Here is a 12,250-nt window from a genome sequence, read left to right as displayed (position 1 = left end):
ATGATGTCAATAATTATTAATATTTTGATATTTTTAGCAATATTTGGCTATACAGCTTATGTATTAATCAAATATTTTAAACAATCCAAGTCTGGACAATGCGGCTCATGTAGTTCTAAATGTCATTGCGATGATCAAATTAAAAGTACCCACAGTAAAATTTTTAAATGAAAAAAGTTCGATATCTGATTTTTAATATATTAAGAAATGATTGATGAAATATTAATTTACTAGAAAAATGATTAAAACTTTTAAATAGTGATATATAGTCAATAAGCAGAAAAATAAAAAACTATTGGGGGATTTTAATCATGAAAGGTAGTAAGAAATTAAATCAGTTATTAGAAGACAATGAGAAGAAGTTAAAGAAATTATTTAAATATGATAAGAAAGAGGCATTGTCATTCACGAAAGAAGATAGAGAAAAAGTCGAGAATCAGTTTGGTGTATATGTGATATTTGATAATAAAAAACCTGTCTTTGTCGGCCAAACGGGTGGTTATTCAACTGGGTATAAGCCGATTCAAAAGGATTTAAATAGCAAATTAGCTCAATATAATTCTAAATCTGATAGTGGTACAACTAAATTTAGACGAGAGCTTGCTAAAAGTAAGAAAAAAGATACATCAGATTTAAAAGGTGTAACTGCAGAAGAATACGGGTTAACATTTCAATATATCAAGGTCAAAGATGAACCGGCATTTATTAATATTTTAGAAATTTTAGCATTAGAATATGCGAAACAAGAAAATATGAAGTTATACAATTTTCAATAATTAGTAGTATTCAGAATATCAAGCGATTGAATGAATAAAGACTAAAGGTGACAGAGCCTTTAGTCTTTATTGTTAGTATTTTGATTCAAGTCTTTTAAATATTGTTTATGATAAAAGTTGGCGAGTTTCAAATCATGGACGAAAGAGATGACAGGTCTTATCGTCATTTGTATACTACCGATAACAAAGAGAACTGTTCCAATTGTTACGGTTTTATCGCTAAAAAATAAGAAACTACCAACTAAAAAGACAAGTCCTAATACGATATCATTAACTTGATAAATTGCTTTATAAAAGTTAGTGATTTGATTCGCATGTGCTTCTGTGGCTTTGCTATTAAGTTGGTTATTTGTATTGAAATGTAAATCGACATCATTAGGATGCTTTTTCACAATCATCACCCCCAATTGATTATATAATGGTAGTCATTTTCAAACAACTTGAAATAGAAATAGACGAATTTGGAGTGATCATAATGGAATATAATTGCTTTTATCAATCACCAGTTGGCCAATTAGAATTGGTCAGTGATGGTCAATATTTAACTCAATTATTATTTAGTAATCAACAACAACCAACTGAAAGAGAAAACAAAGCATCGTTACCAATATTTAAACAAACAAGATCCTGGCTAGATACGTATTTTAAAGAAGAACGTCCACAAGAAACTATTCCTATTCAACCATCAGGAACAACATTTCAACAATATGTGTGGGAAGAGTTGAACCAAATAGAATACGGTAAATTAACGACTTATGGTGAAATAGCTCAATGTATTGCTCAGAAAATGAATAAAGATAAGATGTCAGCACAAGCAGTAGGTGGTGCGGTAGGTAGTAATCCGATATCAATTATTATCCCATGTCATCGGGTAGTTGGAAAAAATGGTAGCTTGACAGGGTATGGTGGGACATTGCCTAATAAAATCAAATTATTAGAAATAGAAAATATAGACATGACGCATTTATTTACACCGAAACACACAACAAAGCCATAATAAAAGCCTAGATGTGGACATCAATGATGATGGTCCGATACATCTAGGCTTGTTTATATTCATATGAGAAATGCAATTTCTGATAAAGTTTATTTTGGAACGTGGTATTCACGAATATTGTCATTAATTGCTTTTAAATAGAAGATGGATTGATCATTTTCAACTTTATCTTGTTGTTCATCAAATTCTAATTCGTCAAAACGTTTAAAGAATGTTTCGTAGTCTTCAACTGACACTTCTTGACGTTGTTTTAACGCAGATTGATGACTTTCGATATCTAAGTGATTTTGATAACCATCAACAACATTAGCACTAAAGAATTCGCCGACAGAACCTGAACCGTAACTAAATAGTCCGATTGTTTGTCCACTTGATAGTTCATGATTTTCTAATAATGAAATAAGACTTAAATATAATGAACCAGTGTAAATATTACCTACATAACGATTGTAATAAACCGCATCTTCATAACCTGCTCTTAGACGTTCTTGCGTTGTTTCATCAGCGTCATCAATAATTGATTCTAATGCTTTTTTACCCATTTTTGTAAATGGCACATGGAAACATAATGATTCGAAATCAGCTAATGATTTATTTTCACGTTTAGCATATTCGTTCCAACTATGTTGGAATGAGCGTATATAGGCATCTTTAGATAATGCACCATCAACTAATGGATAAGCATGGCCTGTTGGTCTCCAGAAATCATATACATCTTCTGTGTAAGCGACAGCATCATCATTAAGTTGTAAGATGCTAGGATTGTGTGAAATCATCATTGCTACGGCACCAGCACCTTGTGTAGGCTCTCCACCAGATTGTAAGCCGTAACGTGCAGTATCACTTGCAATAACTAATACCTTTTCTTCTGGACGATTAGCAAGGTAATCTTTAGCTAATTGAATGGCAGGTGTTGCAGCATAACATGCTTCTTTCATCTCAAAGCAACGTGCAAAAGGTTGAATTCCTAGTAAACGATGCACTTGAACGGCTGCGGCTTTAGCAGAATCAATTGCAGATTCAGTTGCAACAATAACCATACCGATTTTCTTTTTATCTTCGTCTGTTATAATATCTTTAGCAGCATTTGCTCCCATTGATACGATGTCTTGATTGACTGGACTTACAGCCATTTCAGTTTGGCCAATACCAATTAAAAATTTATTTGGGTCAACTTGGCGTGCTTCTGCAAGCTTTGCCATGTCTACATAAAATTTGGGTACATAAAAGTTAATTTTATCTATACCTATGTTCATAAGGCGTACATCCTTTCAGTTTTAAAAGTAGCATTAGTATCATACCAAAATCATTTAGTGATATACAATGAATATAACAGATTTTACTCTTAATGTATAACAGTTATGTAAGCGTTTTAATAATTGCTTTAAATAGCTTTTTGAATCAAGTTGAATTTAAAAAACATAGCGAGCAATGTTGTTATAATTTAAAAATTTTAGAATGTTTTATAAGATTGAGGAGACATATAGGTAGTATCATCTACAAGACGATTACGCTTTTATGGAAATATTTTAAATTTTAGATTAAAGCATACACGTTTGATTGCGAATAACGATGATAACAAAAAAATGTTAAATAAAGGAGAAACATAAATGAAAAAATTAGACAAAGGGTTCCGTCATCTTTCACGAGAAGATAAATTAGAGCAATTAGAATCATATGGTTGGTTATCTAGTGATAATCATGACATTCTTTTAAATCATCCACTGATAGATGAAGATGTTGCAAATAGTTTAATAGAAAATGTAATTGGACAAGGTACTTTACCGGTGGGATTATTACCTGAAATTATAGTTGATGATCAATCTTATGTGGTACCAATGATGGTAGAAGAACCATCCGTAGTAGCTGCTGCAAGTTATGGGGCTAAATTAGTAAACAATACCGGTGGATTTAAAACAGTTTCTAGTCAACGATTAATGATCGGACAAATTGTATTTGATGGCGTGACTGATACGGAAAGTCTATCACAAGCGATTCAAGATAAAGAAGATCAAATCCATCAAATAGCTGATGAAGCTTATCCATCTATTAAAGCAAGAGGTGGCGGTTATCAAAAGATTGAAATAGATTCATTCCCAGATCAGCAATTGTTATCGCTTAAAGTTTATGTCGATACTAAAGATGCGATGGGTGCTAATATGTTAAATACCATTTTAGAAGCCATTACAGCACATCTGAAAAATGAATTCCCAGATGAAGATGTATTAATGAGTATATTATCAAATCATGCAACTGCCTCAGTAGTTAAGATACAAGGAGAAATAGACATCAAAGATCTTAATAAAGGTGGACGTGATGGTGAAGCGGTCGCACGTAGAATGGAACGTGCTTCAGTATTAGCACAAGTAGATATCCACAGAGCAGCAACACATAATAAGGGTGTGATGAACGGTATTCATGCTGTCGTTTTAGCGACTGGTAATGATACACGTGGCGCAGAGGCGAGTGCACACGCATATGCAAGTCGAGACGGACAATATAGAGGCATTGCGACTTGGACATATGATCAAGAACGTCAACGTCTTATCGGCACAATTGAAGTACCAATGACACTTGCAATAGTGGGTGGAGGTACGAAAGTATTACCAATTGCTAAAGCATCACTTGATTTATTGAATGTTAAATCTGCACAAGAATTAGGGCATGTTGTGGCAGCAGTTGGTTTAGCACAAAACTTCTCAGCATGTAGAGCTCTTGTATCAGAAGGGATACAACAAGGTCATATGAGTTTGCAGTATAAATCATTAGCTATTATCGTAGGTGCAAAAGGTGATGAAATTGCACAAGTAGCAGATGCGCTTAAACAAGAAGACAAAGCCAATTCAGCAAAGGCAAAAGCTATTTTAGAACAAATAAGACAAGATAAATAAGTATAAAAAAGGACATTGTTTGCAATCACAATTGCAGTAACAATGTCCTTTTTAATGTCTTTAATAAATGTAGTTATAATTACGAGCAGATGCTTTACTTATAATTCGCGTCCCATATCCATATGGACGATTATAATTGTATTCTGATATTTTGATATTGCCGTTATTATATATTCTTTCTACTACGGCAACATGTCCGTAATAACCTGCTGTTGATTGCATAACAGCATATCGTCTAGGTGTATGACCAGTAGCATATCCAGAACGTCTTGCGTTGTAATACCAATTTTTCGCATTTCCCCATCGATTAGAAACAGGTTTACCTAATTGAGCACGTCGTTGATAGGCCCACCATGTACATTGACCTTTATTGTAATAATTTTTATATGAAGCTGCTTCTGACACGTGTGTCTGTTCAGCTGTTTGATAAGCAATAGTCCCAGTTAACAAGATTCCAGTAGCGATTATGACACGAGATAGTAATTGTTTTAGTTTCATTTTTTTCTCCCAAAAATCGTTTTTTTATTTAGTAACCGTATTCATAATAGATGTAAAAAAGATAGAATACAACATTAGAAACGAATTATACAAGTAACTGTAACGCTACTGAAATAAAAATAGGTTATTTGTAATAATATTTATATTTGCATGCAATTTGCATTATTTTACATTAGGTTAAAAAATAAAAAACTGTCAATAAAGTACGAAACTTTATTAGCAGCGTTCGACGTCATTTAAGACGTTTTCGAGATGATAGACTCCATGTATTCATTATGTTAGATGAATGCTAAATAACAATTAACATAGATCATACATTAGTGAATTGGTTGAAGACTGACAATGCTCTTTTAACAATCGTCATTGATAAGTCTTCGGGACACGGATTAGTTCGAAAATATGACAATATTTCACTTTGGCTCTTCACTTGTCTAGGAAAATTGTTATCTTGATTAATCCAATCAACCAATTCGCCTAATGGTGTGTCATCACCAAGAAAATTTTGCATAAATTCGTAAAAGCTCAATACCTCACCTCGAATAATCAATTTGAGCCAGACTAAATTATAACACAGTTAGCAAAGTGACAATGCATAATGTGTAAATAAAAATATACAAAACTACAATCAATCGTATACTGATGTTTCATACATATAAAACAAAGTGATAATGTATAATAAAAGAAATACATTTTTGAATGGGTGAGTTGCGTGGATATTAAACATATGAAATATTTTGTTGAAGTTGTGAGGCAAGGCGGTATGACTAATGCATCGAAGTCTTTATTCATAGCTCAACCTACTATTAGTAAAGCAATCAAAGATATTGAAGGTGAGATGGCAGTACCATTGTTTGATAGGGAGAAGAGGCAACTTATATTAACAGATGCAGGCCAAATCTTCTTTAATAAATGTAAAGAAATCATTGCACTTTATGAAAACTTGCCATCTGAAATCAATAGTTTATATGGATTAGAAACAGGTCATATGGATATAGGGCTTTCAGCAGTGATGAATATGCAATCCTTAATTAATATGATTGGTGATTTCCACCAACATTTCCCCAATGTAACCTTCAACTTTGTGGAGAATGGCGGAAAATATATCGAACAGCAACTATTAAATGATGAATTGGATTTTGGTATTACAACATTACCTGTTGATCAACAACGATTTGAAGCCATTTCCTTAAATAAAGAATCGTTATGTGTAGTTATCCACCATGAGCATCCTTTAGCACGGTTCCAATCTGTAAAAATGAAAGAGTTAATTCAAGAGGACTTCATTTTATTTAATGATGATTTCTATTTAAATGATAAAATTATAGAAATTGCTAAAAACGCTGGTTTTATACCTAATATGGTGTCTCAAATTTCACAGTGGAACGTCATCGAAAATTTAATCAGTAATCAACTTGGTATCGCTATATTACCTTATTCTATTACACAACTCATGAATGAAAATGTACGTGTTCTAAAAATCGAAGATGCACATGTAGACTGGGAGTTAGGTATTGTTTGGAAGCAAGGGAAACGTTTAAGCTATGCAGCGAATAAATGGATTGATTATTTAAGAGAACGCTTAGTATAAGTGAATAATGAATTATCAATTATTTAGTATGAATGTAAGACGAATGATAAATATAAAGTAGAGCTCCCCGTCAAATTGGGGGCTTTTTTCGTATTTTGCTCAAGATAGCGCTTCCATAGATTTGAGGAATGTTTAATATTCGAAAAATGTATTTTAATAATAGAACAAGGGAGACTATAATTACATGTATCACTAAAAAATTGTTGTAACAATTTGGACAAATTTTTTAGAAGGGATAGATCGCATGCATAAGGTGAGAGATTTACTACAACTTTTTGTACAAATCATTCTTATATTACTTATTTCATACATCGGTACCGAAGTGCAGCGCTTATTACACATTCCTTTAGCAGGTAGTATTGTGGGTCTACTCATGTTTTATCTATTGTTACAGTTTAAAATTATCCCTGTATCATGGGTAGACGAAGGTGCAAACTTCCTATTAAAAACAATGGTATTTTTCTTTATCCCGTCTGTAGTTGGCGTTATGAATGTAGCATCAGATATTACACTAAACTACATACTGTTCTTTTTAATTATCATTTTAGGGACATGTTTAGTGGCTTTATCTTCTGGTTATATTGCTGAAACGCTAGTGAAAAGAGATGATGGTGGAAAAGGAACGGATAAGTTATGACAAATATATTGCAAGCTACTATCATGATTCTGCTTACGATTGTGGTATATATCATAGCTAGAAGACTACAAGATCGATACAACAATCCTTTTTTGAACCCTGCATTAATTTCATCGATACTCATTATAGCTATTCTGCTTATGTTTGGCGTTAGCTATAAAGGTTACATGAAAGGTGGGGAATGGATAAATCATATTTTAAACGCAACCGTCGTTTGTTTGGCTTATCCACTCTATCAAAATAGACATAAGATAAAGAAATATCTATTTGTGATTTTCACGAGCGTGTTAACTGGTGTAGTACTTAATTTTATGTTAGTATACGTAACGTTGAAAATCTTTGGCTATTCAAAAGAAACCATTGTAACGATGCTACCAAGGTCTATTACGGCAGCCGTAGGGATAGAAGTATCCAATGAACTTGGTGGTACAGACACCATTACAGTGCTCTTTATAATAGCTACAGGGTTAATAGGCAGCATTCTAGGTTCAATGCTATTGCGTATGGGAGGCTTTCAGTCATCTATCGCGAGAGGCTTAACCTATGGTAACGCTTCTCATGCTTTCGGTACGGCAAAAGCACTAGAATTAGATATAGAATCAGGCGCATTTAGTTCGATTGGTATGATATTAACTGCAGTAATCAGTTCGATTTTAATACCAATTCTTATTTTATTGTTCTATTAAAGGGAAGAAACTCATATAAATAGAAAGGGAGGCTATTTGAAAAAATGGCAAAAATCAAAGCAAATGAAGCATTAGTTAAAGCATTACAAGCATGGGACATCGATCACTTATACGGAATCCCAGGAGATTCAATCGACGCAGTAGTAGACTCTCTACGTACAGTTAGAGATCAATTCAAATTCTACCACGTACGTCACGAAGAAGTAGCAAGTTTAGCTGCTGGTAGTTATACAAAAATCACAGGTAAAATTGGGGTTGCATTAAGTATTGGTGGTCCTGGTTTAGTTCACTTATTAAACGGTATGTACGACGCTAAAATGGATAGCGTTCCTCAATTGATTATTTCTGGTCAAACAAACGATAGTCTTTTAGGTACAGGTGCTTTCCAAGAAACTAACTTATCTAAGTTATGTGAAGATGTAGCGGTTTACAATCACCAAATTCAAAAAGGCGACAATGTATTTGAGGTTGTTAACGAAGCAATCCGTACTGCTTATGAGAAAAAAGGTGTAGCTGTTGTTATCTGCCCTAACGATCTTTTAACTCAACCAATTAAAGACACAACTGATAAACCAGTTAACACAACTAAACCAAAAGCAATTGCACCTAAATTCAAAAACATCAAAAAAGCTGCTAAATTAATCAATAAAAGTAAAAAACCAGTTGTACTTTTCGGTGTTGGTGCACAACATGCGAAAGATGAATTACGTGAATTCGTAGAAATGGCTAAAATCCCAGTTATTCACACATTACCAGCAAAAACAATTATTGCTGATGATCATCCATATAATTTAGGTAACTTAGGCCAAATCGGTACTAAAGCATCTTATCAAACAATTCAAGATGCAGACTTATTAATCATGATTGGTACTAACTTCCCATTCGTTAAATATTTACCTAAGAAAAATATTAAAGCGATTCAAATTGATACTAAAGAAGAAAATATCAGTCACCGTTTCGACATCAATGTTGGTATCTTAGGCGACAGTAAAATTGCGTTACAACAATTAACTGAAAACATTAAACATGTTGCTAAACGTCCATTCTTAGACAAAGCATTAGACCGTAAAGCGGTTTGGGATAAATGGATGGAACAAGACTTAAATAACAATAATTCACCATTACGTCCAGAACGTTTAATGAAAGCAATCAATGACAACTTAAAAGAAGATGCAATTGTATCTGCAGATGTTGGTACATCAACTGTATGGTCAACACGTTACTTAAACTTAGGTGTTAATAATAAATTCATCATCTCAAGTTGGTTAGGTACAATGGGTTGTGCACTTCCTGGTGCTATGGCATCTAAAATTGCATACCCAAATCGTCAAGCTGTAGCTATCGCTGGTGACGGTGCATTCCAAATGGTTATGCAAGACTTTGCAACTGCAGTTCAATACGATTTACCATTAACAATTTTCGTATTAAACAATAAACAATTAGCATTCATTAAATATGAACAACAAGCTGCAGGTGAATTAGAATATGCCATTGATTTCTCTGATATGGATCATGCTAAATTCGCTGAAGCTGCTGGCGGTAAAGGTTACACAGTTAGAGACGTTAGTCGTTTAGATGATATTGTTGAAGAAGCAATGTCACAAGACGTACCAACTATCGTTGACGTACATGTTGACCCTAACGCTGCACCACTACCAGGTAAAATTGTTAACGCAGAAGCACTTGGTTATGGTAAATGGGCATACAGATCTATCACTGAAGATAAACACTTAGACTTAGATCAAATCCCACCAATCTCAGTAGCAACTAAACGTTTCTTATAATATAGAAGCAAAGTGCTTAAACTCAGCCAAAATAGTTTGGCTGAGTTTTTTGAAATTACTATTGTAAACGCTTAAACAAATGTGTATACTATATTTAAATTAAATATAACATTTGCGTGTTACTGGTTAAGCAGGCATGAGCAAACAGATGATCATTTAATATGGTCTTGTTTGTTCATGCCATTTTTTATGTGCATGCGAGTGATTTCAATATGAGAGGAATGTTTTTACATGTTTAAAAAGCTCTTTGGGCAATTGCAACGTATAGGTAAAGCATTAATGCTACCTGTCGCAATTTTACCGGCAGCTGGGATTTTACTTGCATTTGGGAATGCAATGCATAATGAACAGTTAGTCAAAATTGCACCATGGTTAACAAACCATGTATTTGTCATGATTTCTTCAATCATGGAAGCAGCAGGGCAAGTTATCTTTGATAATTTACCATTATTATTTGCAGTCGGAACAGCACTTGGATTAGCAGGAGGAGATGGCGTAGCAGCATTAGCAGCGTTAGTTGGATATTTAATTATGAACGCGACAATGGGTAAATATTTAAATATTACAATTGATGATATCTTCTCTTATGCAAAAGGCGCAAAAGAATTAAGCCAAGCAGCAAAACAACCTGAATATGCACTTGTATTAGGTATTCCAACCCTACAAACGGGTGTGTTTGGCGGTATTATCATGGGGGCTGTAGCCGCATGGTGTTACAACAAGTATTATAATATTACTTTGCCAGCATTTTTAGGATTCTTCGCAGGTAAACGTTTCGTACCAATTGCGACATCAGTAGCTGCAATTATTGTAGGTATTGTATTAAGTTGGATATGGCCACCTATTCAAACGGGATTAAATGACTTATCTAACTTCTTACTAACGAAGAACTTAGTATTAACAACATTTATTTTCGGGGTTATAGAACGTTCTTTAATTCCATTTGGATTGCATCATATTTTCTATGCACCATTCTGGTTCGAATTTGGACATTATACAAATCATGCTGGAGAACTCGTACGTGGTGACCAACGTATTTGGATGGCGCAATTAAAAGATGGCGTACCATTTACTGCAGGAACATTTACAACTGGTAAATATCCATTCATGATGTTTGGTTTACCAGCTGCAGCATTTGCAATTTATAAAAATGCACGTCCAGAACGTAAAAAAATCGTTGGTGGTTTAATGCTATCAGCAGGTTTAACAGCATTCTTAACAGGGATTACAGAACCACTTGAGTTCTCATTCTTATTTGTAGCACCATTATTATATGCGATTCACGTCGTATTAGCAGGATCTTCATTCTTAATCATGCATTTATTAGATGTAAAAATTGGTATGACATTCTCAGGTGGATTTATCGACTATGTATTATTCGGTTTATTAAACTGGGATAAAACACATGCATTACTAGTGATTCCAGTTGGTATCGTATACGCAGTTGTGTATTACTTCTTATTCGACTTTGCAATCCGTAAATTCAACTTAAAAACACCAGGTAGAGAAGATAAAGAGCAAGAGGTCAGAGATTCAAGTGTCGCTAAATTACCATTTGATGTTTTAGATGCAATGGGTGGTAAAGATAATATCAAACACTTAGACGCATGTATTACACGTTTAAGAGTTGAAGTAAATGATAAAGCTAAAGTAGATGTTCCAGGATTAAAAGCATTAGGTGCTTCTGGTGTACTTGAAGTTGGTAATAACATGCAAGCGATTTTTGGTCCAAAATCAGACCAAATTAAACATGATATGGCGAAAATCATGAATGGTGAAATTACTAAACCAAGTGAAACGACTGTGACAGAGGAAGACTCTGAAGAACCAGTTCATGTAGAAGATATTAAAGAAACTGAAATTTACGCACCAGGTGTTGGTCAAATTGTTCCATTATCTGACGTACCTGATAAAGTATTTTCAGAAAAAATGATGGGCGACGGTGTTGGATTTATTCCTGAAAAAGGTGAAATTGTAGCACCATTCGATGGTACAGTTAAAACCATTTTCCCTACAAAACATGCCATTGGTTTAGAATCAGATACAGGTATTGAATTATTGATTCATATCGGTATTGATACAGTTAAACTAGATGGAGAAGGTTTCGAAAGTTTAGTTAAAGCAGATGATAAAGTAACGCAAGGACAACCGTTAATGAAAGTGAACTTAGCTTATCTTAAAGAACATGCACCAAGTGTTGTAACACCGTTAGTAATTACTAATCTAGGTGATCAAACATTAACAGTTGAAAAGACAAGCAGTGTTGAACCAAGCCAACGCATTATGAAAGTTAAATAGCTATATATAAGTGCACATTTTAAATTTTTAAAATGTGCACTTTTTTAATAGGGTTGACATGTATATTAATAACTAGCAGTATAAAATTGTATAGC

Annotated in this window: 13 protein-coding genes; 9 read left to right on the top strand and 4 right to left on the bottom strand. The window is 33.8% G+C overall.

The annotated features are described in order from the left end of the window. The first annotated feature begins 3 nt into the window (after window positions 1-3). Together ACJQQZ_RS08295 and ACJQQZ_RS08290 are read left to right on the top strand one after the other, a co-directional pair. Window positions 4-171, top strand: coding sequence for a FeoB-associated Cys-rich membrane protein (locus ACJQQZ_RS08295; protein WP_049423994.1), 168 nt, complete (start codon window positions 4-6; stop codon window positions 169-171). A gap of 140 nt (window positions 172-311) precedes the next feature. Next, window positions 312-776, top strand: a complete 465-nt coding sequence (locus ACJQQZ_RS08290) for a hypothetical protein (protein WP_002450139.1) — start codon at window positions 312-314, stop codon at window positions 774-776. 59 nt (window positions 777-835) lie between these two features. Here the strand turns inward: ACJQQZ_RS08290 and ACJQQZ_RS08285 are convergent, their stop codons facing one another. After that, a complete protein-coding gene (locus ACJQQZ_RS08285) occupies window positions 836-1,174 on the bottom strand; it encodes a YrhK family protein (protein ID WP_002450138.1) in 339 nt (112 codons plus the stop codon). A gap of 77 nt (window positions 1,175-1,251) precedes the next feature. Between ACJQQZ_RS08285 and ACJQQZ_RS08280 the strand changes: the two genes are divergently transcribed. Next, on the top strand, window positions 1,252-1,773 hold the full coding sequence (locus ACJQQZ_RS08280; protein WP_408023113.1) for a methylated-DNA--[protein]-cysteine S-methyltransferase: 522 nt from the start codon (window positions 1,252-1,254) through the stop codon (window positions 1,771-1,773). 89 nt (window positions 1,774-1,862) lie between these two features. Here the strand turns inward: ACJQQZ_RS08280 and ACJQQZ_RS08275 are convergent, their stop codons facing one another. Next, a complete protein-coding gene (locus ACJQQZ_RS08275) occupies window positions 1,863-3,029 on the bottom strand; it encodes a hydroxymethylglutaryl-CoA synthase (protein ID WP_075777978.1) in 1,167 nt (388 codons plus the stop codon). Between the two features lie 354 nt (window positions 3,030-3,383). Here ACJQQZ_RS08275 and ACJQQZ_RS08270 point away from each other — a divergent pair, with 354 nt between their 5' ends. Continuing rightward, the gene (locus tag ACJQQZ_RS08270) at window positions 3,384-4,664 is read left to right on the top strand and encodes a hydroxymethylglutaryl-CoA reductase, degradative (protein ID WP_002450135.1); all 1,281 of its coding nucleotides are present in this window, start codon (window positions 3,384-3,386) and stop codon (window positions 4,662-4,664) included. A 60-nt stretch (window positions 4,665-4,724) separates the two neighbouring features. Here ACJQQZ_RS08270 and ACJQQZ_RS08265 read toward each other — a convergent pair whose 3' ends face one another. Together ACJQQZ_RS08265 and ACJQQZ_RS08260 are read right to left on the bottom strand one after the other, a co-directional pair. Then, window positions 4,725-5,162, bottom strand: a complete 438-nt coding sequence (locus tag ACJQQZ_RS08265) for a CHAP domain-containing protein (RefSeq protein WP_002450134.1) — start codon at window positions 5,160-5,162, stop codon at window positions 4,725-4,727. Between the two features lie 310 nt (window positions 5,163-5,472). Next, window positions 5,473-5,688, bottom strand: a complete 216-nt coding sequence (locus ACJQQZ_RS08260; protein WP_002450133.1) for a sterile alpha motif-like domain-containing protein — start codon at window positions 5,686-5,688, stop codon at window positions 5,473-5,475. A gap of 183 nt (window positions 5,689-5,871) precedes the next feature. On the opposite strand from ACJQQZ_RS08260, the gene cidR reads away from it, so the two are divergent. The 5 genes from cidR to ptsG all read left to right on the top strand — a co-directional run bounded on the left by cidR (window position 5,872) and on the right by ptsG (window position 12,155). Next, window positions 5,872-6,750 (top strand): cidABC operon transcriptional activator CidR, encoded by an 879-nt coding sequence (cidR, locus tag ACJQQZ_RS08255; protein WP_002450132.1) that lies wholly within the window; start codon window positions 5,872-5,874, stop codon window positions 6,748-6,750. A 244-nt stretch (window positions 6,751-6,994) separates the two neighbouring features. Then, complete coding sequence (locus ACJQQZ_RS08250; RefSeq protein ID WP_002450131.1) at window positions 6,995-7,387, top strand: CidA/LrgA family protein; 393 nt, start codon at window positions 6,995-6,997, stop codon at window positions 7,385-7,387. Continuing rightward, window positions 7,384-8,073 (top strand): LrgB family protein, encoded by a 690-nt coding sequence (locus ACJQQZ_RS08245; RefSeq protein ID WP_145505671.1) that lies wholly within the window; start codon window positions 7,384-7,386, stop codon window positions 8,071-8,073. Before ACJQQZ_RS08250 ends, ACJQQZ_RS08245 begins: the two co-directional genes overlap by 4 nt. A 44-nt stretch (window positions 8,074-8,117) precedes the next feature. Next, window positions 8,118-9,857 (top strand): pyruvate oxidase, encoded by a 1,740-nt coding sequence (locus ACJQQZ_RS08240; RefSeq protein ID WP_145505667.1) that lies wholly within the window; start codon window positions 8,118-8,120, stop codon window positions 9,855-9,857. A gap of 231 nt (window positions 9,858-10,088) precedes the next feature. Continuing rightward, window positions 10,089-12,155: a glucose-specific PTS transporter subunit IIBC gene (gene ptsG, locus ACJQQZ_RS08235; RefSeq protein ID WP_107532293.1), complete on the top strand. Its 2,067-nt coding sequence runs from the start codon at window positions 10,089-10,091 to the stop codon at window positions 12,153-12,155. Window positions 12,156-12,250 lie beyond the last annotated feature (95 nt).

The sequence above is a fragment of the Staphylococcus sp. KUGN1 genome (genome assembly GCF_045984185.1).
GTDB lineage: Bacteria > Bacillota > Bacilli > Staphylococcales > Staphylococcaceae > Staphylococcus > Staphylococcus warneri_A.
Note: the sequence above shows the minus strand (reverse complement) of the source record. Positions and strands in the feature narration are given on the sequence as shown.

What these genes read in the sequence shown, in the direction of transcription:
- ACJQQZ_RS08295 (WP_049423994.1), top strand. Translation starts at nt 4, where the DNA reads ATGTCAATAATTATTAATATTTTGATATTTTTAGCAATATTTGGCTAT.
- ACJQQZ_RS08290 (WP_002450139.1), top strand. Translation starts at nt 312, where the DNA reads ATGAAAGGTAGTAAGAAATTAAATCAGTTATTAGAAGACAATGAGAAG.
- ACJQQZ_RS08285 (WP_002450138.1), bottom strand. Translation starts at nt 1,174, where the DNA reads ATGATTGTGAAAAAGCATCCTAATGATGTCGATTTACATTTCAATACA.
- ACJQQZ_RS08280 (WP_408023113.1), top strand. Translation starts at nt 1,252, where the DNA reads ATGGAATATAATTGCTTTTATCAATCACCAGTTGGCCAATTAGAATTG.
- ACJQQZ_RS08275 (WP_075777978.1), bottom strand. Translation starts at nt 3,029, where the DNA reads ATGAACATAGGTATAGATAAAATTAACTTTTATGTACCCAAATTTTAT.
- ACJQQZ_RS08270 (WP_002450135.1), top strand. Translation starts at nt 3,384, where the DNA reads ATGAAAAAATTAGACAAAGGGTTCCGTCATCTTTCACGAGAAGATAAA.
- ACJQQZ_RS08265 (WP_002450134.1), bottom strand. Translation starts at nt 5,162, where the DNA reads ATGAAACTAAAACAATTACTATCTCGTGTCATAATCGCTACTGGAATC.
- ACJQQZ_RS08250 (WP_002450131.1), top strand. Translation starts at nt 6,995, where the DNA reads ATGCATAAGGTGAGAGATTTACTACAACTTTTTGTACAAATCATTCTT.
- ACJQQZ_RS08245 (WP_145505671.1), top strand. Translation starts at nt 7,384, where the DNA reads ATGACAAATATATTGCAAGCTACTATCATGATTCTGCTTACGATTGTG.
- ACJQQZ_RS08240 (WP_145505667.1), top strand. Translation starts at nt 8,118, where the DNA reads ATGGCAAAAATCAAAGCAAATGAAGCATTAGTTAAAGCATTACAAGCA.
- ptsG (WP_107532293.1), top strand. Translation starts at nt 10,089, where the DNA reads ATGTTTAAAAAGCTCTTTGGGCAATTGCAACGTATAGGTAAAGCATTA.